The sequence below is a fragment of the Vibrio sp. 1402 genome (assembly GCF_033340275.1).
This window is the reverse complement of sequence record NZ_JAWOWE010000009.1, coordinates 70,093-94,395: the sequence shown is the minus strand read 5'-3', so window position 1 is coordinate 94,395 and position 24,303 is coordinate 70,093. Positions and strand designations below refer to the sequence as shown.

19 protein-coding genes are annotated in these 24,303 nt (G+C 44.7%); 6 read left to right on the top strand and 13 right to left on the bottom strand.

The genetic code is table 11. The features are described from left to right. Positions 1–36 precede the first annotated feature (36 nt). From argS to R7044_RS16915, 3 genes are all read left to right on the top strand, one after another. Positions 37–1,770, top strand: coding sequence for an arginine--tRNA ligase (gene argS, locus R7044_RS16925; RefSeq protein ID WP_025517318.1), 1,734 nt, complete (start codon positions 37–39; stop codon positions 1,768–1,770). Positions 1,771–1,894: 124 nt separating this feature from the next. Continuing rightward, positions 1,895–2,323 (top strand): HIT family protein, encoded by a 429-nt coding sequence (locus R7044_RS16920; protein ID WP_005382194.1) that lies wholly within the window; start codon positions 1,895–1,897, stop codon positions 2,321–2,323. A gap of 150 nt (positions 2,324–2,473) precedes the next feature. Then, positions 2,474–2,995, top strand: a complete 522-nt coding sequence (locus tag R7044_RS16915; protein WP_005382193.1) for a YqhA family protein — start codon at positions 2,474–2,476, stop codon at positions 2,993–2,995. Between the two features lie 108 nt (positions 2,996–3,103). Here R7044_RS16915 and R7044_RS16910 read toward each other — a convergent pair whose 3' ends face one another. From R7044_RS16910 to znuA, 5 genes are all read right to left on the bottom strand, one after another. Further along, positions 3,104–3,334: a FeoC-like transcriptional regulator gene (locus R7044_RS16910; protein ID WP_005382192.1), complete on the bottom strand. Its 231-nt coding sequence runs from the start codon at positions 3,332–3,334 to the stop codon at positions 3,104–3,106. Continuing rightward, the gene (gene feoB / locus R7044_RS16905) at positions 3,331–5,607 is read right to left on the bottom strand and encodes a Fe(2+) transporter permease subunit FeoB (protein WP_033906911.1); all 2,277 of its coding nucleotides are present in this window, start codon (positions 5,605–5,607) and stop codon (positions 3,331–3,333) included. The genes R7044_RS16910 and feoB overlap by 4 nt, the downstream gene beginning before the upstream one ends. Then, on the bottom strand, positions 5,607–5,834 hold the full coding sequence (locus tag R7044_RS16900; RefSeq protein ID WP_005382190.1) for a FeoA family protein: 228 nt from the start codon (positions 5,832–5,834) through the stop codon (positions 5,607–5,609). The genes feoB and R7044_RS16900 overlap by 1 nt, the downstream gene beginning before the upstream one ends. Before the next feature lie 832 nt (positions 5,835–6,666). Next, positions 6,667–10,044, bottom strand: coding sequence for an AraC family transcriptional regulator (locus tag R7044_RS16895; protein ID WP_213893643.1), 3,378 nt, complete (start codon positions 10,042–10,044; stop codon positions 6,667–6,669). A 202-nt stretch (positions 10,045–10,246) separates the two neighbouring features. Next, positions 10,247–11,134 carry a zinc ABC transporter substrate-binding protein ZnuA gene (znuA, locus tag R7044_RS16890; RefSeq protein ID WP_176310841.1) on the bottom strand — a complete coding sequence of 296 codons (888 nt, stop codon included), beginning with the start codon at positions 11,132–11,134 and terminating at the stop codon, positions 10,247–10,249. A gap of 78 nt (positions 11,135–11,212) precedes the next feature. Here znuA and znuC point away from each other — a divergent pair, with 78 nt between their 5' ends. Together znuC and znuB are read left to right on the top strand one after the other, a co-directional pair. Continuing rightward, the gene (gene znuC, locus R7044_RS16885) at positions 11,213–12,001 is read left to right on the top strand and encodes a zinc ABC transporter ATP-binding protein ZnuC (RefSeq protein ID WP_017634809.1); all 789 of its coding nucleotides are present in this window, start codon (positions 11,213–11,215) and stop codon (positions 11,999–12,001) included. Next, entirely contained in the window at positions 11,994–12,779 is a 786-nt protein-coding gene (gene znuB / locus R7044_RS16880; RefSeq protein ID WP_005382183.1) for a zinc ABC transporter permease subunit ZnuB, read from the top strand. The genes znuC and znuB overlap by 8 nt, the downstream gene beginning before the upstream one ends. Positions 12,780–12,898: 119 nt before the next feature. On the opposite strand, the gene sucD is transcribed toward znuB, so the two are convergent. The 8 genes from sucD to sdhC form a co-directional block, all read right to left on the bottom strand. After that, positions 12,899–13,771, bottom strand: a complete 873-nt coding sequence (gene sucD, locus R7044_RS16875) for a succinate--CoA ligase subunit alpha (RefSeq protein WP_005382181.1) — start codon at positions 13,769–13,771, stop codon at positions 12,899–12,901. Continuing rightward, positions 13,771–14,937 (bottom strand): ADP-forming succinate--CoA ligase subunit beta, encoded by a 1,167-nt coding sequence (gene sucC / locus R7044_RS16870; protein ID WP_005382179.1) that lies wholly within the window; start codon positions 14,935–14,937, stop codon positions 13,771–13,773. Before sucC ends, sucD begins: the two co-directional genes overlap by 1 nt. Positions 14,938–15,150: 213 nt before the next feature. Next, positions 15,151–16,359, bottom strand: coding sequence for a 2-oxoglutarate dehydrogenase complex dihydrolipoyllysine-residue succinyltransferase (gene odhB / locus R7044_RS16865; protein WP_005382177.1), 1,209 nt, complete (start codon positions 16,357–16,359; stop codon positions 15,151–15,153). 28 nt (positions 16,360–16,387) lie between these two features. Beyond that, the gene (gene sucA, locus R7044_RS16860) at positions 16,388–19,213 is read right to left on the bottom strand and encodes a 2-oxoglutarate dehydrogenase E1 component (protein ID WP_005382176.1); all 2,826 of its coding nucleotides are present in this window, start codon (positions 19,211–19,213) and stop codon (positions 16,388–16,390) included. Positions 19,214–19,384: 171 nt separating this feature from the next. Continuing rightward, complete coding sequence (locus R7044_RS16855) at positions 19,385–20,095, bottom strand: succinate dehydrogenase iron-sulfur subunit (RefSeq protein ID WP_213870016.1); 711 nt, start codon at positions 20,093–20,095, stop codon at positions 19,385–19,387. A gap of 15 nt (positions 20,096–20,110) precedes the next feature. Beyond that, complete coding sequence (gene sdhA, locus R7044_RS16850) at positions 20,111–21,877, bottom strand: succinate dehydrogenase flavoprotein subunit (protein WP_005382172.1); 1,767 nt, start codon at positions 21,875–21,877, stop codon at positions 20,111–20,113. Further along, on the bottom strand, positions 21,878–22,222 hold the full coding sequence (sdhD, locus tag R7044_RS16845) for a succinate dehydrogenase, hydrophobic membrane anchor protein (protein ID WP_005382169.1): 345 nt from the start codon (positions 22,220–22,222) through the stop codon (positions 21,878–21,880). Next, the gene (gene sdhC / locus R7044_RS16840; RefSeq protein WP_017634811.1) at positions 22,216–22,608 is read right to left on the bottom strand and encodes a succinate dehydrogenase cytochrome b556 subunit; all 393 of its coding nucleotides are present in this window, start codon (positions 22,606–22,608) and stop codon (positions 22,216–22,218) included. Before sdhC ends, sdhD begins: the two co-directional genes overlap by 7 nt. A gap of 396 nt (positions 22,609–23,004) precedes the next feature. On the opposite strand from sdhC, the gene R7044_RS16835 reads away from it, so the two are divergent. Beyond that, the gene (locus R7044_RS16835) at positions 23,005–24,294 is read left to right on the top strand and encodes a citrate synthase (RefSeq protein ID WP_005382163.1); all 1,290 of its coding nucleotides are present in this window, start codon (positions 23,005–23,007) and stop codon (positions 24,292–24,294) included. The last annotated feature ends 9 nt before the right edge of the window (positions 24,295–24,303 follow it).

The following is a 24,303-nucleotide window of genomic DNA, read 5'->3' as shown; positions in this document are numbered from 1 at the left end:
GCCGAGTTCTTCGTCCTTGAATTGAAGGAAACGCGTGTGAATATCCAAGCACTTATTAATGACAAAGTATCTCAGGCTCTAGAAGCCGCTGGCGCACCTGCAGGCAGTCCTGCGGCAGTACGCCAATCAGCAAAGCCACAATTTGGTGACTACCAAGCAAACGGCGTAATGGGCGTTGCTAAAAAACTGGGTACTAACCCACGAGAATTTGCACAGAAAGTACTGGATGTTCTAGACCTAGATGGTATTGCAAGCAAGACAGAAATCGCTGGTCCTGGTTTCATCAACATTTTCCTAAGCGAAGAGTTCCTAGCAAAACAAGCGGAAGCAGCACTGGCTGACTCACGTCTTGGCGTTGCAGCAGACGAAGCTCAAACTATCGTTGCCGACTACTCTGCACCAAACGTTGCTAAAGAAATGCACGTTGGTCACCTACGTTCAACCATCATCGGTGATGCGGTAGTACGTACTCTTGAGTTCCTAGGTCACAAAGTGATCCGTGCGAACCACATCGGCGACTGGGGTACTCAGTTCGGTATGCTTATCGCAAACCTTGAGCGTGTACAACAAGAGTCTGGCGAAGTTTCTATGGAACTTGCGGACCTTGAAGGCTTCTACCGCGAATCGAAAAAGCTGTACGATGAAGATGAAGAGTTCGCAGTAAAGGCGCGAAACTACGTGGTAAAACTGCAAAGCGGTGACGAGTACTGTGCAGAAATGTGGAAAAAACTCGTTGATGTAACCATGATCCAAAACCAGCGCAACTACGACCGTCTAAACGTGTCACTGACTCGTGACGACGTGATGGGCGAGAGCATGTACAACGACATGCTTCCTAAGATCGTTGCAGACCTAAAAGAACAAGGTCTTGCCGTTGAAGATGATGGCGCGCAAGTTGTATTCCTAGATGAATACAAGAACAAAGATGGCGAACCAATGGGCGTTATCGTTCAAAAACGCGATGGCGGTTTCCTATACACAACAACAGACATCGCATGTGCAAAATATCGTTATGAAGAGCTAAGCGCAGACCGTGTGCTTTACTTCATCGACTCACGTCAACACCAGCACCTAATGCAAGCTTGGACAATTGTTCGTAAAGCAGGCTACGTACCTGAGTCAGTATCTCTTGAGCACCACGCGTTCGGCATGATGCTTGGTAAAGATGGTAAGCCATTCAAGACTCGTGCGGGTGGTACCGTTCGCCTTGCCGACCTTCTAGATGAAGCAGAAGTTCGTGCAGCACAACTGATCGAATCTAAAAACCCTGAGCTAGATGCGGAAGAAAAAGAGAAGATCTCTAAAACAGTTGCAATGGCAGCGGTTAAATACTCTGACTTATCTAAACACCGTACGACTGACTACGTGTTCGATTGGGACAACATGTTAGCGTTTGAAGGTAACACAGCACCATACATGCAATATGCATACACTCGCGTAGCTTCTATTTTCGCTAAAGCTGGTGTTGCTATGGACGCTCTCCAAGGCGACATCAAAATCACTGATGAGAAAGAGAAAGCACTTATTGCTAAACTTATGCAGTTCGAAGAAGCGGTTCAATCTGTCGCTCGCGAAGGCCAACCGCACATCATGTGTAGCTACCTATTCGAACTAGCAGGTCAGTTCTCTAGTTTCTACGAAGCGTGCCCTATCCTAGTTGCTGAAGACGAAGCTGTGAAACAAAGCCGTCTGAAACTAGCTGCGCTAACAGCGAAGACCATCAAGCAAGGTCTGTCTCTACTAGGTATTGATACTCTAGAGCGTATGTAATCCGCTTTTACGTAGGTAGCTTAAGTAGCACAAGCTAAATGATGACAAAGGTTGACGTGAAAGCGTCAACCTTTTGTTTTATCTGGCGTATACTGATGTCATTCAATTCAAATCGGACAACATAATGAGTTTTGAACTGCACCCTCAACTGGCAAAAGACACCACCGTTATCGGCCACTTCCCACTGTGTGTGGCGCTTCTGCATAAAGATAACGCCGTGCCATGGGTTATCTTGGTCCCTAAACGTGCAAACCTAAAAGAGCTTCACCACTTGCCAATGCAAGAACAGCAACAGTTTTTGCTAGAGTCTCAAGCGGTAAGCCAAGCACTGGAAGCAACATTCCGTCCAGACAAGCTAAACCTTGGTGCGCTAGGTAATATGGTGCCACAGCTGCACATTCACCATATTGCTCGCTTCAAAGATGACGTAGCATGGCCGGGACCGGTTTGGGGTAACACCAAAGGTGAATTCCGTACAGAAGAAGAGCAAAACGAATTGCTTGGTCGCATTAAAAATGTGCTGTCACTGAGTTCTATTTTCCAAAAAGCATAAGCACTGCTAGCGAAAATAATTCGCCTTTGAATACGGCTGAAATAGACAGAGAAAGATTAATACGTATTTGTAACAATCTTTCTCATTTTTCTGGGATTATCACTAAAATAAAACTTGTTTAGACTACCAGCTCAGTTAGAGAGGGTCATCATGAAACAAGTCTTCAACACATTCCGATACGTCAGCTGGATCGCCATTATCTGTTCTATGGCTGCTTCATTCTTGCTTTTTCTTATGGGTGCAGCAAAAACCTATTCGGCATTTGCGGTCTTCATTCTCAATCAAACACCTCCAGAAGCACTCGCACATTTAGATAAAGCAGACATCGCGATCGCTTATTTGATCAAGTCACTGGATACGTTTCTTGTCGCACTAGTTTTGTTCATCTTTGCTCACGGCATCTACACACTATTTATTTCCAACAAAGCTAAAGCGAAAACACAAGAGCAGTCGGTTTTGCATTGGATCAGAACCCCAAACATCGGCCATCTAAAAAACATTTTGGCTGAAGTCATCATCGTGATCTTGTTTGTGAAGTTCTTAGAGCTCGTGCTGATTAACTTCGACAGCTTAGATTGGACGATCTTAACATTACCTATTTCGATTTTAGTTTTAAGTCTTGGTTTAAAGTTCCTAGAGTTAGGCGCGACTAAACACTCTGAAGAACATTAATTTCGCTGTATTCACAAACAATAACCAGCAAAATAAAAGCCGCATCATTGCTGATGCGGCTTTGTCGTTTTTACGTGATAATTTTTAGGTGACTAATTTTGATAGTCGCTACATGGTGACTGTCAGAGACAAACCATCTTGTTTAGTCACTGAGTAGCGAACACGAGTCACGTCATGAGCTTTATTAGTGTCGACTAGGCGGCTAATTTTGCCCTTCTTAATCCACACGTTTAACATCGCGTCGGCGCCATCTTCACTCATCCCAAACTGTTTAGCCAGATCTGACTGGGAGACGGTTCCTTTGTCTGCAATGTATTGATAAAGCTCTTTTAAAATCATGCTACTTGCGCCTCTAATGCACCGTTTTGTTTCTTACCAACTTGTTTGAACACACGGTATGTGCCAAAGAAGATAGCTACGATCACAGCCATCCAAATACCACTTGTTACTGGGCTATCTGCGAAATGCGTCAATTGGTTGTAGAACGTCGCACATAGGTAAGCCAAGCCCATTGTCCAAACCGCGATAAAGCGTGCGAACTTATGACCAAACTCACGTACGTAAGCACCCATCGCCGCCACACAAGGAGTGTACAGTAGGATAAAGATTAGGTAAGCAAATGCGGCATTGCCAGAAGCAAACTGCGATTTAATGTTACCGAAGATAGAAGCATCGACTTCTTGTTCTTCGGCAACGGCATTTGAGTCAGTTAAGTCACCCACTTCAATACCTAGTGGATCTGAGTAGCTCAAACCGGCTAAGTTTTCAGGGATACTCATTACTGCCTCTTCTAGGCTGCCCATTAGATCAAATTCTGCGTCTTCACCGTCACTTGGCGTCGTGTATAGACTGTTAAGCGTACCAACTACCGCCTCTTTTGCGAAGATACCAGTAATGATACCTACCGTCGCTGGCCAGTTATCTTCTTGAACACCGATTGGCGCGAATACTGGAGTTACAACTTGCGCAGCTTTAGAAAGCACCGAGTTTTCGCTGTCTTCATTACCAAAACTGCCATCAGTACCCAATGAGTTGAAGAAACTCAGAATAGCAACAACGATAACGATGGTTTTACCTGCACCAAGTACAAAGCGCTTTAGCTTTTGCCAAGTTTTGATCACCACGTTTTGTAGCGTCGGAAGCTCGTAATCTGGCATTTCCATCACTAGGCTATCGCTGCTACCTGGGTAAAGCGTGTGCTTAAGGAAAAGACCTGTGAAGATCGCTGCCACAATACCAAGTAGGTAAAGTGCGAATACAATGTTCTGGCCAGAACCTGGGAAGAATGCCGCAGCGAATAGCGCGTATACAGGCAGACGAGCACCACATGACATAAATGGCGCCATAGATGCAGCCAGTTTACGCTCACGTTCTTGGTCTAGAGTACGAGTTGCCATGATTGACGGAACGTTACAGCCAAAACCAAGAACCAACGGTACAAATGCTTTGCCCGGTAGGCCGATCTTCTGCATCACTTTATCTAGTACGAATGCTGCACGAGCCATGTAACCTGAGCTCTCAAGTACCGCTAGGAACAGGTACAAACACGCGATAACCGGAATGAAGGTTGCAACCGTCTGGATACCACCACCGATACCATCAGCAAGAACCGTCACTAACCACACAGGCAAATGACCGTCTAACAAGTGATGCCCACCATCAACCAACAATGCGCCCACACCAATGTCAAAAAAGTCGATAAATGCACTACCGATGTTAATCGAGAACATAAACATCAGGTACATAACAACAAAGAAGAAAGGAATTCCAATCCACTTGTTCAAAATAAACTGGTCGAGTCTTTCAGTCACACTACGACTTAACTTGCCTTCGCTTCGGCGAACTTTTTTACACTGTTCATGCAGATGCGTGTACTTAGTATCCGCGACATGCAAATCGATATCCAAATCTAACGTCGTAATGACTTCCAAGACTTTGCTTCTATCAATATCAGAAAGACTATTGAGCACCATTGTGTCTTTTTCAAGCGCACGAATCGCTAGTGCACGATGAGCGACGGTTTGGTCGTTAAAAAGTGCGGAAACCGTTTGAATTGCCGACTCCATCTTCTCACCATAATGCAAAGACAATTCTTTAAGTGGCACTCCTTGAACGATGGATTTATGGAGCTTTTCTTTAAACTCTGCCACTTGAGTTTTATTGGTTGCAGATAAACTGACAACCGGACAACCTAACGTTTTCTCAAGCTCTGCAACGTTAATCATCTGACGTTCACGCTTTAGCGCATCCATCTTGTTGAGGACAACAATCATAGGGCGACCAAGTTCGCGAAGTTGCAGCGTCATGTATAAGCTGCGCTCTAAACTTGTAGCATCCACCACGTTAATAATGAGATCAGCAGGATGAGTTAGAACCGCACGCGATGCGATGGATTCATCAATACTATTACTATCATTACCACTGTCTAATGAGTAAATACCCGGAAGGTCAGTGAGCAAAAACTCATCCCCAGCATGCTTGAATTGTCCCGTTTTCTTTTCAACCGTGACGCCTGCCCAGTTACCAACTTGCTGTTTTGCGCCAGTTAAACCATTAAATAGCGTCGTTTTACCACTATTAGGGTTACCTACGGTTAGCACTTGATATTGCATTACACTCGCTCCACTTCAATTTTCTGAGCAATTGTTTCTCGCAATGCGACAGACACACCACGGACTTCGACTTGTAAAGGATCGCCCATTGGCGCACGTCGAATCACTTTGACTTCTGTATTGGGAAGCAGCCCCATTACCATGAGTTTCTTTCTGATATCTGATGAAAGACCATCTAACAACCGAATCGTCACCGTATCGCCAGGATTAATCTCTGATAACTTCATAGTGGCCCTTAAGAGTATTGCTAATGAGAAATATTATTATTTAATAAGTTTAGGTTGCCAATATTACTCCCCTATACCCCTTCAATCCTTGTGTGAAATCAAAGATTCCGTAAATGTTTTCACGCTTTCAAACGTTAACTTCGTAAATTTCCTCTCGTTATTTACGTCAAAATTAACAATTAAAAATGACACCTAACGAAACAAAAATGTCACAAACCAAGATAGAAAACAAAAAATGCAAATTAAAACAGTGGGTTAATTAAAAAACAAAACGTTGTCGCTTTTCTCATATAAACATGGCGTTATTTTTATAAGAAAAATAAGTAACCTCTCGTATAGTTACTCCATCGAGAGGGCAACCTCTCTAATAAATTCCAGAGGTGGCATGGCAACATGTCACTCCGGCAGCAAGCGAAGGTGTCCTTGACACCCGTGGTATAGTCCCCCCGGCTATACCACGATATTTTTTTCACCTCTTTCAAAACTTCTTTACCTTATCCATCTTTTCAACACAGTTTTCGTTTTCACGAATGTCGCATGCCATCACTCCCCCAAATGAACAACGCTCTTTTGATACAGCAATACAACTGTCATTTATTTGTTGCAACTATCAGTAAATCATTCTCTTGAAGCCATTTATGCTTATTGCTATGAACATCGCGACTAACAGATAGAACGTGATCGTGCTTACGTGTTGAGAATGGATTTGTAGGCTAGATGTGATGAAGAAACAATGAAACTTACTGCGTTAGCAACTGCAGCAATAATAGAGCACTGTATGCAGCTCCCCAGCATCTTAACTATTAATTAGGGAGCGTATAATGAAGGTTTTCTAGTTAATTTCTTGGCTTTCTTGAGTCAGAGCAAACTTGGAAGGGGGCAAACCAAAATGCAGCTTAAACTTTTGGCTAAAGTAAGATGGATCATTAAAGCCACAGTTAAAGGCGACTTCACTGATTTTCTCACCCGCCAATAACTTTTCACACGCCGTTTCCAAACGAACCTCTGTGACATAGTCTTTTAACGTTCTTGACGAGGCAGATTTAAAACGTCTCTGTAAAGAGCGTTCAGACATATACAGCATTTTAGCGGCTGACGCAGTGCCAAATTCAGGATCATGGTAATGCTCTGCCACTAATTGATAGACTTTTTGCAACCACTCTTTCTCTGGTGTGACTTGATCTTCTGCAATAGTTACAGGATTGAGTTCTTGCTGCGGTTCATCCAGATAACTCCTTTCCTTCGCAGATGGCCATGTAATCTCGACTTTGTTTTGAGCATCAGAAGAGAAGACAGCCAAATAACCACCACTCGTTGTCACTAGTTGGGCAAGGTGGTCAATACTCAACTCAGAGTGATTTAAGTTAGATGGAAGCCCAGTCGCGACTTTATTAGGTAATTGCGTCCCGTAATCAAGAAAGCTCAATGACACAATATCATGTCCCTCTTCTAGCATAATTCTAACCGTTTGACCTCGGAAAGAGCGCTTGATGATATTGGCAAAAATGCTATTGAAAATAACATCAAGATTAAAACTTTCCAGAGCAACCCGGCTCTGCTTGCTCTCATCTTCTAGCTCTACCAAAATACCCGCTTTTGCAAAGTCATCTTGCCATACATCAACCACTGACTGAGTTATCTGACTCAAGTTGTAGTTCTGACTCCCACCACTTACATCACTTGGAACACTTTTGAGTTCATTTAACTGCCAATTCGTTTTAGCCAAATGATCCTCTGTCGCAGTATCCAGAGGCATAGGTAGTTTCGCCACAATAAAGTCGACGCTTGATTTTATGGATAGAGCTACATGGTCTACGAGTAGGTTTCTAACTTGAATCTGTTTACGTAATTGCTGGTTGCTCGTAAGCAACACTCTACTTTGATGTCTTAACTGATTCGTTTTGAGAGTCACTTGAGCTGCTAGATCACGGTTAGCCTGTACAACGTAGCGAGAGCGCCAGAAAACAAGTAATGCGACGACCGCAATACTAGCTACGACAAAGCCTAAAATAGCAAATCGCGATAGATACCAAGGATGAAGGACGATAAAGTGAGATTCTAAACCAACGACTCCAGTGGCAACTTGAGACTCATTACTGACCTGCAAGTGATATTCACCGGAACTAAGGTGCTCGAGTGTCAGTTGGCCCCCCTCTAACGTTTGCCATGGGTCATCGTTGTTCAATCGATAGTACAAATTTTGACTGTCTGGTTTTGGCATCACACCGAATAAAAAACTCAGCGAAGATCCATATGGCAGTGTGAGCCCATTCAGATCGGCACTACCAACTTGCAGAACTTCATTTTCAAGCACTACTTGGCTAACAATAAACTTAGACTCTGGGGGATTAGATACAAGCAGCTTGGATGCTTCTGCTTTTACGAGTCCGTACTTCGACCCCAGAACAAGCTCTCGCTCACCAATTTCTGTCTGCTGTATAACGCTACAAATACCAGGGAGGAACTCATTGTTCATTAAGCCTGATGACGATGAGTAATGTTTCACTAACTCACCCGAAAGGTGGTAATAGCTTAAACCGACAGAGGAAGCTAACCATACACCTTGCCTGTCTCTGATCAAGCAAGCAGGTCTGGCGTTGGGCTCACTCATTTCAACAACACGTTTTTCATCGCTTCGTGTATCAGTTTTAAACACACCATAAGATGAAGCAAACCACTGGCTGCCATCAACCGCCGTGGTCATGTCTAATGATTCACCAAACTTTTCTGAAAAACGGATAAACTGGATGTTGTCATTACTGTATTGGTATACGCCATGATCGGTGCCTATTAATAGGGCGTCTTCAGTATCATATAGGCGCGTAACCTTAGCAGGCAAATACTGACTTACTAGCCACTCACTTCCAAAGTTTCGTACGCTTTGTGCAGCAGTATCAACATTGTAAAGATGGTATCCGCTTGATACCCAAAGACGGTCATCACCATCAACGGTCACATGCTCTACGGCATGTCCAGCCATAACCTGTAAATAAGGAAATGTAATCTTGTTGAGACCATTTAGCTCAAATATTTCCAGCCCTTTTGAGGTTGCAAGCCAAAGCATGCCGTTTTGAAACGCAAATTCATTGATCTGCGACTCCAACTCTAAGACTTGGTTAATCCCACTCTTTCCTGAACGATAAATCTTTCGGTCATCAGCAAACCAAAGCGCACCATCAGGACCTTCAATAGTTTGCCGAATTCGTCCTGATAGGGTGTGTGAGTCATAACTACTAAAGGTCACTCGTTCAAATTTTTTACTAAATAGCGAGTAATAACGAATACCTTGGTTAGTCGCAATCCACATCCCTCCCATATTGTCGCTCAACAACGAATAAATCTTCGTGTTATCTAACTCTAACTCAAGAAAGCTTGCAGGCGCGACTTCGGTGACCTCACCTGAAAAAAATGAGTACAAATAAAGGCCATGCTCTGTCCCCACCCAATACTCTTGATTTGTCTCTGCGAATGTCAAAACATGTGAGCCGCCAATTCTAATCACTTCTTTATCAGGCTGGTAAATGTTGAAAATTAAAGCGCCACGCAATGTACCTATCAAAATTTCTCTTCGCGTGTGTGAATAATAGACTTTCTCAATGTAGTTTTGACCTGAGGCAGCGACATGGTCAAACTTATCACCTTCAGAAAGATAGAAGCCGGAAGTCGTTGCTAGTGCCCACTTCGTTTCAACTAGCACCGCATCATTAATGTAAACGTAGCTATTATTACTATGTTGATAGAGCTGCAATAGAGAGAAAGAGTTTAACTCGCTAGTGTCGATATTGTAGGTATAGAAATGCGCGCCATCACTCACCCAAATATAGTTCTTTGAAGACCCTATTTTTCTTATTTGTGAGCCTGGATTTAAACTAAAGACTAAACGTCGCTCCTGATTTGGATAAGTTCGATAGACCTCATTTTCAATAAAGGTCCAAAAAGCACCTTTATGATAAGCCAACTGCTTGGCCGACGTTTGTAGGAAGCTACCTGATTTAGGCAATATAGTTTGACCATCGTAAAACAGGACTCTCCCGTGTACGTCATGAATCCACAAACCGCCCTTTTCACCCAAGAACAACTTTTTAGCCGCGATAAAAGTACCCTTTGCCTGAGTTGGCAAAGGGTAAAAGATTGCATTTGCATTATGAAGCGCAAATGCTTGGTAGGATAAGATAAAGCCCAACAGAGCAAGGGCTAATTGGCGTAGCAAGACGAAAACCTTTTGTATCAATTTGTGCTCTGAAAGTGACCGTTCATCGTTTGTAAAACATGGATTTATACGGTTATTTTGAGCTGATAATTATTGGTAATGATATCTCAATTACTTTCTGAGAAAAGGCTCGCCTTACCAAAGGTTGTAATTCTTACTACTGGATCACGTTAAAAAGACTACTCCTACATTACGACAGCACTTAATCTGACTTTTTGTTCAAGCATTGCTCAAAACTATTCGCCATATTGTTGAGAAAAGTAAAGTAACTGCCAGGTTTTGCTTCAATTGTACTCCCTAACGGGTCAAGCTCGCCTTTAGCGACATCACTGCCTCTCATTACGCTCTGAACGACAGCCGGGGTAAACTGAGGTTCAGAAAATACACAAGCCACATCTCCACCACTTAGCTTTTGACGAATTTGAATTAAGGTCTTCGCTCCTGGCTTGCGTTCTGGGCTCACAGTAAAATGCCCCATTTGATTTAGTTCATAACGATCTTCGAAATAACCGTAAGCATCATGGAATACAAAGTAACCTTTGCTTTTTACTGGTGCCAGCTTCTGCTTTATCTGTTGGTCAGTGTCTTTTAGCTCGAGTTCAAACTTTTTGAGGTTCGCTTGATATTGAGCTGCATTTTCCGGATCAAGTGATACAAGTTGATTCACAACAGCCTTGGCCACTTGTTGTGCTTGGCTTACACCTAGCCAAAAGTGCGGATCATGTGAGCCATGATCGTGCCCATCATGGTCATGGTTGTGCTCACTATCAAATTCACGCAATTCTAGATTTGGAATTTGACTAATAGTCAAAGTATTCGATCTATCCGAAACAACTTTCTCTAGAAACGGTTCAAGATCATGTCCGTACCAGATAACCAAATCAGCCGAAGCGACCTTTTTAACATCCGATGGACGCAAAGCATAGTCATGGGGTGATGTGTTAGACTGCAATAGCACGTCTGGTGAAGTTACTCCTTGAGTAAGCTCTGTTACTAACAACTGAATAGGTTTGATACTCGTCAGTACCGTTACCGCCTGTGCTGGCAGTGTTAACATTGCTGAGGCAGCAAGAATTAATGCTCTTTTCATAGTTTTACTTGGGATATGGCGTGGAAAGTGAGATAATGTTACATTATAACATTATTGATTTGCAAATGAGTTTCATTCATGTCTTCCTTAGTCCATCTTGAGCAGTTATGCGTCGAGTTCGATGGCCGCAGAGTTCTCGATAACATTAGTATGGAATTAGAAAAGGGCAAAATAACTACCCTAATTGGTCCCAATGGAGCGGGAAAATCAACGTTAGTCAAAGTTATCTTAGGTCTTCAAAAGCCAACTAGCGGCAAGTTGAACCGACAAAGAAAACTGAAAATTGGTTACGTTCCTCAAAAGTTGAAGCTCAATGACTCCCTTCCATTGAATGTAACCCGCTTTCTAAATTTAGCAGGAAAATACAGTAAGCAGGAGTGCATTGATGCATTACGGCTTGTTGGCGCTGAACATTTACTTAATAGTAATATGCATCGCTTATCCGGTGGTGAAAACCAACGAGTGTTACTGGCTCGCGCTCTGCTTCAACGTCCTCAGCTGTTGGTATTAGACGAACCAGCTCAGGGGGTGGATATCCAAGGTCAAATCGATCTCTATGACTTAATTGAGAGCATTCGTCACCGCTTTGATTGTGGCGTATTTATGGTATCGCATGACTTACATTTAGTGATGGCGAAAACGGACGATGTTATTTGTCTGCATCACCATGTTTGCTGCTCAGGTTCACCTGCCACTATTACTCAGCACCCTTCTTACATCGCACTATTTGGCAATGCAGCGAGAGAGTCTCTCGCGTTTTATCATCACGACCATGAGCACCATCATCACGATTTATCCGGAACGCCAGTAAGCGGTGATGCGATATCATGCTCCCACCATAAACACGGACATCACCATCATGATTGAGTTTCTCCTACCTTCTATTCTTGCTGGTATTGGTATCGCGATCATTGCCGGTCCACTTGGGTCATTTGTCGTTTGGCGTAAAATGGCTTACTTCGGAGATACCCTAGCTCATGCATCGTTAATGGGCCTAGCGCTGGGCTTCTTGCTCAACGTAAATCTCTACCTTGCGCTACTCGTCTGCTGTTTAGCTCTGGCCGTTTTGCTTGTCACTCTGCAAAAGCAACAACTTGTGGCTACAGACACGTTGTTAGGTATCTTGGCACACAGTGCACTCTCTATCGGTTTAGTATCGGTTAGCTTTTTGGAAAACGTGCGCGTCGATTTAATGAGCTACCTATTTGGGGACTTACTTGCCGTCTCTCCACAAGATCTGATGTTTATTTACGCAGGTGTTGTTGCGGTAAGCGCGTGTTTGTACGTCTTCTGGCGCCCACTGCTTTCTAGCACTGTCAGTGAAGAACTTGCCGCTGTTGAGGGCGTGAATACAGACTTAGTTAGATTGGTGTTAATGCTAATGGTGGGTGTAGTAATCGCAGTAGGTATGAAGTTCGTTGGCGCGTTGATCATGACTTCGCTCCTAATTATCCCAGCCGCAACAGCACGTAAAGTCTCTTCATCACCAGAGCAAATGGCATTGTTCGCATCTATTATTGGCTCAGTGGCAGTACTGATGGGGCTTAGCCTATCATGGCACTTCGATACACCGGCCGGCCCTTCCGTAGTGATCAGCGCAACATCCTTATTTATGCTGAGCCAGCTGATTAAAAGCAAAGCATAATCGCATTGAGTATTAAACGCGAAAGACCTTGCTAACAACAAACATAAATCCACGGAAACGGAAAAAGAAAAGCCTGCGAAATCGCAGGCTTTTTAATACTTATTAAGTAGTGTGGTCGATTACCAACCCGTCACTTCACGTAGACCTTGGCCAATCTCTGCTAGAGATTTCACAGTTTTAACGCCAGCCGCTTCTAGTGCAGCAAATTTGTCTTCAGCAGTACCTTTACCACCAGAGATAATCGCACCAGCATGGCCCATACGCTTACCAGGAGGTGCAGTTACACCAGCAATGTAAGAAACCACTGGCTTCGTTACATTTTCTTTAATGTATGCTGCTGCTTCTTCTTCTGCAGTACCACCGATCTCACCGATCATAACGATCGCTTCTGTCTCAGGGTCTTCTTGGAACAGTTTTAGGATATCAATGAAGTTTGAACCCGGGATTGGGTCACCACCGATACCAACACAAGTAGACTGGCCGAAACCTTCGTCAGTGGTTTGTTTAACTGCTTCGTAAGTTAGAGTACCGCTACGAGATACAATACCTACTTTGCCTTTCTTGTGGATGTGACCAGGCATGATACCGATCTTACACTCATCAGGAGTGATAACGCCCGGACAGTTAGGACCAATCATGCGAACGCCAGTTTCTTCTAGCTTCACTTTTACGTCGATCATATCTGTAGTAGGGATACCTTCAGTAATCGTTACGATTAGCTCGATACCCGCGTCAATCGCTTCTAGGATTGCATCTTTACAGAAAGGTGCTGGTACGTAGATGACTGTCGCTGTTGCGCCAGTCGCTTCTACTGCTTCACGAACTGTGTTGAATACAGGAAGACCTAGGTGAGTTTGGCCACCTTTACCTGGAGACACACCGCCAACCATTTGCGTACCGTATGCGATAGCTTGCTCTGAGTGGAAAGTACCTTGACCACCAGTGAACCCCTGACAGATTACTTTAGTGTCTTTGTTAATTAATACAGACATTATTTAGCCTCCGCAGCAGCAACAACTTTCTGAGCAGCATCAGTTAGCGACTCAGCAGCAATGATATCAACATCAGAATTAGCAAGAACTTCGCGACCTAGGTCAGCGTTAGTGCCTTCAAGACGAACAACAACAGGTACGCTTACGCCTACCTCTTTAACCGCACCGATAATACCTTCTGCGATCATGTCACAACGTACAATACCACCGAAGATGTTAACAAGTACCGCTTTCACATTGTCATCAGATAGGATGATCTTGAATGCTTCAGCAACACGCTCTTTCGTCGCGCCGCCACCTACATCTAAGAAGTTAGCTGGTTTGCCGCCGTGTAGGTTTACGATATCCATCGTACCCATTGCTAGGCCTGCACCGTTAACCATACAGCCAACGTTACCGTCTAGTGCTACGTAGTTCAGCTCCCACTGAGCTGCGTGTGCTTCACGCTCATCTTCTTGTGAAGGATCGTGCATTTCACGAAGCTTAGGCTGACGATATAGTGCGTTTGAGTCGATGTTGATCTTACCGTCAAGACATAGCAAGTTGCCTTCACCAGTAATCACAAGTGGGTTGATCTCTAGCAGAGCAAGATCGTACTGAGAAAACATAGTGCCAAGACCCATAAAGATCTTAACGAATTGTTTGATTTGGTCGCCTTCAAGACCAAGTTTGAACGCTAGCTCACGACCTTGGTAAGCTTGTGGACCTACTAGTGGGTCAATTGCTGCTTTGTGGATGAGTTCCGGCGTTTCTTCCGCAACTTTTTCAATTTCCACACCACCTTCGGTAGAAGCCATGAAAACAATCTTACGGCTAGCACGGTCAACTACCGCACCTAGGTATAGTTCGTTCGCAATATTTGAAGCTTCTTCAACAAGGATTTTTGTTACTGGCTGACCGTTAGCGTCAGTTTGGTAAGTCACTAGGTTTTTACCTAACCACTTCTGTGCAAACTCTTTAACGCCTTCTTTTGTATCGTGTAGCTCTACGCCACCCGCTTTACCACGGCCACCAGCGTGAACCTGACATTTAACTACTTTCTTGGCTGTACTAATACGGCCTGCGGCTTCAAAAGCTTCTTGTGGTGTATCACACGCGTAGCCTTCTGGCACAGGCAAACCGAATTCTGCAAACAGCTGTTTGGCTTGGTATTCATGCAAATTCATTTCGATATTCCGTTTGTTTTTCCCTTAAGGGATTTATTATTTCCATAACGCTGCAGTCTTGGCTGCTTGTACGTCTGTAGGGTCTTCTCAAATAAATCCTTCATCATGAGTTCTCATACTGAAGGATTCAAATGAAGGCCAAACGTTGAGCTAGTCTAGCCATTGAAATTTTTAACGTCTAGCTACCTACGATAACTAGACGTTTTAGCGATATTAAACGTCTAATAGGAGACGTGCTGGGTCCTCTAGTAACTCTTTAATCGTTACTAGGAAACCAACTGATTCACGACCGTCAATTAGGCGGTGATCGTAAGATAACGCTAGGTACATCATCGGCAAGATTTCAACTTTGCCATCCACTGCCATCGGACGCTCTTGGATCTTATGCATACCAAGAATCGCTGATTGAGGTGGGTTGATGATTGGTGTAGACATAAGTGAACCAAACACACCACCGTTTGTGATAGTGAAGTTACCGCCCATTAGCTCGTCTACCGTTAGCTTGCCATCACGACCTTTGATAGCCAGCTCTTTGATGCCTTTTTCAACATCAGCGAAACCAAGCTTGTCACAGTCTTTTAGGACAGGTGTAACTAGACCACGTGGCGTTGATACCGCCATGCTAATGTCGAAGTAGTTGTGGTAAACAATGTCATCGCCATCAATCGAAGCATTTACTTCTGGGTAACGCTTAAGCGCTTCTGTTACTGCTTTCACGTAGAAAGACATGAAGCCTAAACGAATACCGTGACGCTCTTCGAACTGATCTTTGTACTGCTTACGAAGGTCCATGATTGGTTTCATGTTCACTTCGTTAAACGTCGTTAGCATTGCCGTGTTGTTCTTCGCTTCTAGCAGACGGTTAGCAACTGTCTTACGAAGGCGAGTCATTGGAACACGTTTCTGACTGCGAGCCGCTGCCGGCACGTCAACCACTGCTGGCGAGTCTTCTTTTGACGCAGATTTAGCGTTCGCAAGATGCGCTTCAATATCTTCGCGCGTAATACGACCACCAACACCAGTGCCTTTCACTTGGCTTGCTTCTAAGCCATGTTCAGCCAATAAACGGCGCACTGCTGGGCTTAGTGCGTCATTACTTTCTTCGCTAAGCGCAGCTTTGTGACGCTTATCAGGAGATGCTTCAGTACCTTCTGTTTTGTCTGCAGTTGGTTCACCTGCAACTGCGCCTGGCTTCAATTTAGCAATGATTTGTTTAGAAAGTACTGTCGCACCTTCTGCTTCAACAATAGCTTCTAAAACGCCAGCTTCCGGAGCTGGAACTTCTAGCACAACTTTGTCTGTTTCGATGTCAACCAAAACCTCGTCACGCTCTACTGCGTCGCCTGGTTGTTTGTGCCATGTCGCTACGGTTGCATCAGCAACTGATTCAGGTAAATCTGGAACCAGAATTTCAATTGTCATATCTGTTTCTTCCTTTAACTTCTAATTCTTAATTCGAAGTTTTTGAGTTCACGTTCAGAGCGTCTTCAACCAACGCTTTTTGTTGTTTCAAGTGCACCGACATGTAGCCAACTGCTGGCGAAGCAGAAGCTGGGCGACCTGCGTATTTAAGATTTGCACCTGCAGGAATAGCGGCACGGAAGTTATGTTGGCTACAGTACCAAGCACCTTGGTTCTGAGGTTCTTCCTGACACCACACGAAGTCTTCAACGTTAGTGTATTGAGCAATTGCTGCTTGTACTTCTTCCATTGGGAATGGGTAAAGCTGTTCAATACGCACGATAGCAACATCGTCTTGCTCGTTGTTACGGCGCTGCTCTAGTAGGTCAAAGTAAACCTTACCAGCACAGAACACGACACGTTTCACTTTGCTTGGTTCTAAATCATCTACTTCTGGAATTGCAGATTGGAATGTACCATCCGCCAAGTCTTCAATCGTTGAAGTACATAGAGGGTGGCGCAGCAAAGATTTCGGCGACATAACAATGAGAGGTCGACGCATTGGGCGTACAACCTGACGACGAATCATGTGGTACACCTGAGCCGGTGTTGAAGGAACCACAACCTGCATATTTTGCTCAGCACAAAGCTGAAGGTAACGCTCTAAACGTGCAGATGAGTGCTCAGGACCTTGACCTTCATAACCATGAGGTAGAAGCATAGTAAGACCGCACAAACGCGCCCACTTTTGCTCGCCTGACGAGATAAACTGGTCGATAACAACTTGTGCACCGTTGGCAAAATCACCAAACTGTGCTTCCCAGATAGTTAAACCACCTGGTTCGGCTGTTGCGTAACCGTATTCAAACGCCAACACAGCTTCTTCTGACAATACTGAGTCAAAGACTTGGAATGGCCCTTGGTTGTCATGAATATTCGCTAATGGAATGTAAGTGCTTGCATCGGTTTGGTTATGAAGAACCGAGTGACGGTGGAAGAAAGTACCACGACCCGAGTCCTGACCAGAAAGACGAATACGCTTGCCATCGTCAACCAATGTAGCATACGCCAATGTTTCAGCCATACCCCAGTCAATAGCTTTTTCACCGGTCATCATTGCTAGACGATCGTTGTATAGCTTATTAACACGGCTTTGCAGTTTATGGCTTTCTGGGTACTGACACAGACGATTGCCTAGCTCAATAAGGCGTGTCTTGTCGTATTTTGAATCCCACTCCATATCCCATTCGTGCCCTAAGTAAGGGGACCAGTCTACAGAGTGCAACGCCATTGGACGCCATTCTTTAACAACCACTTCACCGCGATCCAATGCATCGCGATACTCATTGACTAACTGAGTCGCTGTCTCGATATCTGACTCATTTTTGTCGATCAGAACATCTGCATACAATTTGCGTGGTGTAGGATGCTTTTTGATTTTCTGGTACATCAAAGGCTGAGTCGCATTTGGCTCATCCGCCTCATTGTGACCGTGGCGACGGTAACATACAAGATCGATCACGACATCGCGCTTGAACTCGTTACGGTAATCCAATGCAATGCGAGTAACAAAAGCAACTGCTTCAGGGTCATCTGCATTTACATGGAAAATTGGCGCCTGCACCATCTTCGCGATGTCGGTACAGTACATCGTAGAACGCGTGTCACGAGGATTAGACGTCGTAAAGCCTACTTGGTTGTTGATGACGATACGTACCGTACCACCAACTTGGAACCCACGAGCAAGAGACATGTTGAAAGTTTCGGCAACCACACCCTGACCAGCGATTGCTGAATCACCGTGGATGGTGATAGGAAGCACTTTGCTACCTTGATTATCACCCAAGCGGTCTTGACGTGCTCGAACTGAGCCCATGACTACCGGGTTTACGATTTCTAGGTGCGATGGGTTAAATGCAAGTGCTAAGTGAACATCACCGCCTGGAGTCGCAAAATCAGCAGAGAAACCTTGGTGATATTTCACATCACCCGTACCCCAAGTTTCGTCGTGTTTACCTGCGAACTCATCAAACAGGTCTTGAGGTTTCTTACCAAGTACGTTCACCAGCATGTTCAAACGACCGCGGTGAGCCATACCGATAACCACTTCACGCATTCCACTTGTACCCGCATGACGGATCAACTCTTTCGTCATCGGAATCAGCGCATCACCACCTTCTAAAGAGAAACGTTTTGCACCTGGGAATTTCGCCCCGAGGTAACGCTCCAAACCTTCAGCGGCTGTTAGCTCTTCTAGGAATGTGCGCTTCTCATCTTTGTTGAATGATGGCTGGCCTACGACAGACTCAAGGCGTTGCTGAATCCAACGCTTTTGCTCTGTGTCAGTCATGTGCATGTATTCAGCACCGATGGAACCGCAATAAGTTTTGTTGAGGGCTTCATAGATATCTTTCAACTTCATGGTTTCTTGCCCAACAGCAAAAGAACCTACGTTGAAAGTTTCTTCGAAGTCATCTTCGGTAAGATTATGAAAAGCAGGGTCTAACTCCGCCACTGTTGGGCGTTGCCATAGACCTAGTGGGTCTAATTCTGCAGCTTCATGCCCGCGGAAACGGTATGCGTTGATTAGCTGTAGAACTTTTACTTGTTTTGCATCGACATCTGGGTCACTAACTTGGACATTGTAATGCTTTGTTTCTCTAGCGAGTCGTCGGAAGTAGTCACGGACACGTGAATGTGGTTGTTCTGCCACTTCTTCTGATGGCTTAGGCAAGCCTTCAAAAACACGTTTCCACTCCTCACTTACCAGATCGGGATCACTTAGATACAGTTCGTAGAGGTCCTCTACATACGTTGCATTGGCGCCAGCCAAGTGTGAAGACTCGAGCCATGCCTTCATCACGCCGTTGTGCATATTTTCCCTTAACCAGTAGTTTTCACGTTTGCTTCGGTCTTTGCCGAGCTATAAGAGCCGACTAAAAATACGGTCGGCAATTTTTGTATTCTTTACTCGAATATTACTGAAGCAGTGAAGCGGTCATATCGGGTGATCCGCAACACTGCGACATTCCTAAGAGCGAGTAAATTAAACCGAACGATTAACCAACATCGACTTAATGTGACCGATGGCTTTCGTCGGATTTAATCCCTTAGGACAAACACTTACACAATTCATGATGCCATGGCAACGAAAAACGCTAAATGCATCATCAAGATCAGACAAACGTTCATCTGTTGCCGTATCGCGGCTATCAATTAGCCAACGGTACGCTGCGAGAAGACCAGCTGGGCCGATGAATTTATCAGGGTTCCACCAGAATGATGGGCAAGACGTTGTACAACATGCACACATGATACATTCGTACAATCCATCTAAATGCGCACGATCATCAGGCGATTGTAGGTTCTCACGTGATGGTGGTAATGCACCATCATCAATCAAGAATGGTTTAACTTTCGCATAGTTATCATAGAACTGCGTCATGTCAACGATAAGATCGCGCACGACAGGTAACCCTGGTAGTGGACGAATAACTATCTTATCGCCTTGTAGAGCAGATAACGGTGTGATACACGCTAGGCCGTTTTTACCATTCATATTCAAACCATCAGAACCACATACCCCTTCACGGCATGAGCGACGGAACGCGATGCTTGGATCTTGCTCTTTTAGCAGAATCAATGCATCAAGCACCATCATGTCTGAGCCTTCGTCTACCTCAAGGATATACTCTTTCATGTAAGGCTTGGTATCCACATCCGGATTGTAACGGTATAAAGAGAAGTTTAATTTCATAGTCGTATCCTCCCTTTAGTATGTACGTACTTTCGGCGGGAAAGCTTCACGATGCGTTGGCGTCATGTTCACATCACGCTTAGTCATCGCTTCTGTTTCCGGATTGTAGATAGAGTGGCATAGCCAGTTCTCATCATCACGCTCAGGGAAATCGAAACGAGCATGTGCGCCACGACTCTCTGTACGGTAGTTTGCTGCAACGGCAGTTGAAAACGCGGTTTCCATCAGGTTATCAAGTTCTAGACACTCAATACGCTGCGTGTTGAACTCTGAAGACTTGTCCGCTAGATGCGCATCTTTCAAACGTTCGCGAATCACTTTCAACTCTTCTAGACCGGTTGCCATCGCATCGCCTTCACGGAATACCGAGAAGCTGTTTTGCATGCATGCTTGTAGGTCTTTACGAATCTGAACTGGATCTTCACCACCAGTGCTGTTTTCCCAACGCATAGTACGCGCTAGAGACGCTTCAATATCAGATTCTGTTGCAGGACGAGCTTCTGCTTGCGCTGCTAGCGTTTCGCCAAGGTGCAAGCCAGTAGCACGACCAAATACGACCAAGTCTAGTAATGAGTTGCCGCCCAGACGGTTAGCACCGTGTACCGATACAGAAGCAATCTCACCACATGCGTAAAGGCCTTGTACTTCCATCTCGCTTCCGTCGGCCTTCTGCTTAATTGCTTGGCCAGAGACTTGAGTAGGTACACCACCCATCATGTAGTGACAAGTTGGAATTACTGGAATTGGCTCTTTCACTGGGTCAACGTGTGCAAATGTACGAGACAGTTCACAGATACCTGGTAGACGTGATTCAAGTACTTCTTTACCAAGGTGATCAAGTTTCAACTTGATATGTGGACCCCAAGGACCATCACAGCCGCGGCCTTCACGAATTTCAATCATCATTGAACGAGCAACCACGTCACGACCAGCAAGGTCTTTCGCGTTTGGTGCGTAGCGCTCCATGAAGCGTTCACCATCTTTATTTAGAAGGTAACCACCTTCACCACGACAACCTTCCGTCACTAGAACACCCGCGCCAGCAATACCTGTTGGGTGGAACTGCCACATTTCCATGTCTTGCATTGGAACGCCTGCGCGAAGTGCCATACCAACGCCATCACCCGTGTTGATGTGCGCGTTAGTGGTCGATGCGTAAATACGACCTGCACCACCTGTAGCTAGAATGGTTGCTTTCGATTTGAAGTAACAGATTTCACCCGTTTCCATACAAATCGCAGTACAACCCATGATTGCGCCGTCTTGGTTTTTCACAAGATCCAAAGCGTACCACTCCGAGAAGATGGTTGTTTTGTGTTTTACGTTTTGCTGGTAAAGCGTGTGAAGAAGTGCGTGACCAGTACGGTCTGCAGCAGCGGCTGTACGAGCAGCCTGCTCACCACCAAACTCTTTAGATTGGCCACCGAATGGACGTTGGTATATGGTACCGTTATCAAAACGAGAGAATGGAAGACCCATTTTTTCAAGCTCGATAACTGACTCAGGACCATTTTTACACATGTATTCAATCGCGTTCTGGTCACCGATGTAGTCGGAACCTTTAACGGTATCGTACATGTGCCATTGCCAATCGTCTTTGTGCGAGTTACCCAGAGCAACGGTAATGCCGCCCTGCGCAGACACAGTATGAGAACGTGTTGGAAATACTTTTGACAACAAAGCACATGATAGGCCTTGCTCTGAAATTTGTAGTGCAGCGCGCATACCTGCACCACCAGCGCCGATTACTACGGCATCAAACTCACGAACTGGAATAGACACTTACGCACCCCACAGAATAAATAGACCAGAGAAGACATAGCCGAATAGCACGGCAATAACACCAAGTTGTAGTGCGCCACGTAGTTTCGCGCACTTAATGTAATCAGTTAATACTTGCCACAAACCAACCCAAGCGTGAATCAGGATCGAGACAAGTGCCAACATGGTGAATACTTTAGTGAAGGTACCACCAAAGAATTGGGTCCAAGATGCGTAAGAGATATCTGAAAATGCACAGAAGCTAATCAGATAAATCGTGTATAGCGTCATAATGATTGCAGTTGCACGAATTAGTAGGAAATCGTGTACACCATTACGACCAAATGAAGATACGTGTTTTACCATACCAAGATCCCCGCCAATAATGATAATACTGCTGTTGCACCAAACGCGACTTTAGCGCTCATCGTGCCTGAATCTAGTTCTTCAAAGTGACCTAGATCCATCAATAAGTGACGGATACCACCTGCGATGTGGTAGGCAAGTGCAGTAAGAATTCCCCACAGGATGAATTTTACGAAGAAGCTATCGACGATGTCAGCGGCTTCCATAAAACCCATTGGGGATGACAGAGAAATGGATAGTAACCACAGTAATATACCCACCGCAACAAACGTAATTACCCCAGACACACGGTGTAGGATGGATGCGATTGCTGTGATAGGAAAGTGGATGGTCTGTAAATCTAAATTAACAGGTCTTGACTTTCTTTCTTTCACGGGCTTGCTCACTCAGCTCCATTGAGCATTTATTGTTATAACCAATTTCAGCTTCCAAACGTACAAAAGTTAACATCTATTTAACAAATATCGCGAGTAACCACTCAGATAATTGTAAACAAGTTGTTAACAAACGGAATCCAGCAACAAACCTCACTCTTTGTTTCTAGCCCCGAATTTATAAGGATTTAACTAAAATTTTCTTTGCCAATATACGGCGAGCAACATTCTAATACAATTGGTGTAACAAATTATGCTACATAGAACAGATTTTTAACGATTTTCATGAGAAAAATCATAACAAGTGCACACAAAGATGGAGAAAAATTGACTTTAAGCTTTAACAACAGTACAAAAATGGCACATAAACATCCTGGACGGATTAAATAATAAACAAAGGAGATTGTTATGGCGGATAAGAAAGCGACCCTTCATGTTGAAGGTCAAGCGCCAATCGAACTGCCAATTATGGACGGTACGCTAGGTACACCTGTAATTGACGTTCGTAAGCTGGGAGCCAATGGTTACTTTACTTTTGACCCAGGTTTTCTTGCCACTGCATCTTGTGAATCATCAATCACGTACATCGATGGCGGCAAAGGTATTCTTTTGCACCGCGGTTTCCCGATTGATCAATTAGCCAATAACGCAGATTACTTAGAAGTATGTTACATCCTTCTTTATGGTGAAGCCCCTACCCGAGAACAATACGAGCAATTCAAAACGACCGTTACTCGTCACACAATGGTACACGAGCAAATCGCAAGCTTTTTCCATGGCTTCCGACGCGATGCTCATCCAATGGCGGTAATGTGTGGTGTAGTTGGAGCACTTGCAGCCTTCTATCACGACTCTCTTGACATTAACAACGACGAACACCGCGAAATTGCAGCGTACCGTCTGCTGTCAAAAATGCCAACACTGGCGGCGATGTGTTACAAATACTCTATCGGTCAGCCATTTATTTACCCTCGTAACGACCTTAGCTACGCAGAGAACTTCTTGCATATGATGTTCGCAAACCCTTGCGAAGAGTATGAAGTAAATCCTGTGGTTGCCCGTGCGATGGATAAGATTTTCACTCTACACGCGGATCACGAACAGAATGCGTCGACATCAACTGTTCGCCTAGCTGGCTCTTCTGGTGCGAACCCATTTGCATGTATTGCCGCTGGTATTGCATCCCTTTGGGGGCCTGCTCACGGTGGCGCAAACGAAGCCTGCTTGAGAATGCTAGAAGAGATTGGCAGCGTCGATAACATCCCTGAATATGTAGACCGCGCGAAAGACAAAGATGACCCATTCCGCTTAATGGGCTTTGGTCACCGCGTTTACAAGAACTACGACCCACGTGCGACAGTAATGCGCGAAACGTGTCATGAAGTTCTCAAAGAGCTAAACATTCAAGACCCTCTGCTAGACGTTGCAATGGAACTTGAGCGCATTGCACTTTCTGATGAGTACTTCGTGTCTAAGAAGCTGTACCCGAACGTAGACTTCTACTCAGGTATCATTCTTAAAGCGATTGGTATTCCAGTTTCTATGTTTACGGTTATCTTCGCGATTTCTCGTACCATCGGCTGGATTGCTCACTGGAACGAAATGCACAGCGATCCACTGAACCGCATCGGTCGTCCTCGTCAGCTATACACTGGCGAAACACAACGTGAGTTTTCTCCACTTCACGAACGTGAATGATCTTTTAGT

Excerpts from the sequence above, each read along its gene's own strand:
- R7044_RS16915 (WP_005382193.1), top strand. The coding sequence starts at position 2,474 with ATGAAACAAGTCTTCAACACATTCCGATACGTCAGCTGGATCGCCATT.
- sdhD (WP_005382169.1), bottom strand. The coding sequence starts at position 22,222 with ATGGTAAAACACGTATCTTCATTTGGTCGTAATGGTGTACACGATTTC.
- feoB (WP_033906911.1), bottom strand. The coding sequence starts at position 5,607 with ATGCAATATCAAGTGCTAACCGTAGGTAACCCTAATAGTGGTAAAACG.
- znuC (WP_017634809.1), top strand. The coding sequence starts at position 11,213 with ATGTCTTCCTTAGTCCATCTTGAGCAGTTATGCGTCGAGTTCGATGGC.
- sucC (WP_005382179.1), bottom strand. The coding sequence starts at position 14,937 with ATGAATTTGCATGAATACCAAGCCAAACAGCTGTTTGCAGAATTCGGT.
- R7044_RS16855 (WP_213870016.1), bottom strand. The coding sequence starts at position 20,095 with ATGAAATTAAACTTCTCTTTATACCGTTACAATCCGGATGTGGATACC.
- sucA (WP_005382176.1), bottom strand. The coding sequence starts at position 19,213 with ATGCACAACGGCGTGATGAAGGCATGGCTCGAGTCTTCACACTTGGCT.
- R7044_RS16920 (WP_005382194.1), top strand. The coding sequence starts at position 1,895 with ATGAGTTTTGAACTGCACCCTCAACTGGCAAAAGACACCACCGTTATC.
- R7044_RS16835 (WP_005382163.1), top strand. The coding sequence starts at position 23,005 with ATGGCGGATAAGAAAGCGACCCTTCATGTTGAAGGTCAAGCGCCAATC.
- R7044_RS16910 (WP_005382192.1), bottom strand. The coding sequence starts at position 3,334 with ATGATTTTAAAAGAGCTTTATCAATACATTGCAGACAAAGGAACCGTC.
- odhB (WP_005382177.1), bottom strand. The coding sequence starts at position 16,359 with ATGACAATTGAAATTCTGGTTCCAGATTTACCTGAATCAGTTGCTGAT.
- znuA (WP_176310841.1), bottom strand. The coding sequence starts at position 11,134 with ATGAAAAGAGCATTAATTCTTGCTGCCTCAGCAATGTTAACACTGCCA.
- R7044_RS16900 (WP_005382190.1), bottom strand. The coding sequence starts at position 5,834 with ATGAAGTTATCAGAGATTAATCCTGGCGATACGGTGACGATTCGGTTG.
- sucD (WP_005382181.1), bottom strand. The coding sequence starts at position 13,771 with ATGTCTGTATTAATTAACAAAGACACTAAAGTAATCTGTCAGGGGTTC.
- znuB (WP_005382183.1), top strand. The coding sequence starts at position 11,994 with ATGATTGAGTTTCTCCTACCTTCTATTCTTGCTGGTATTGGTATCGCG.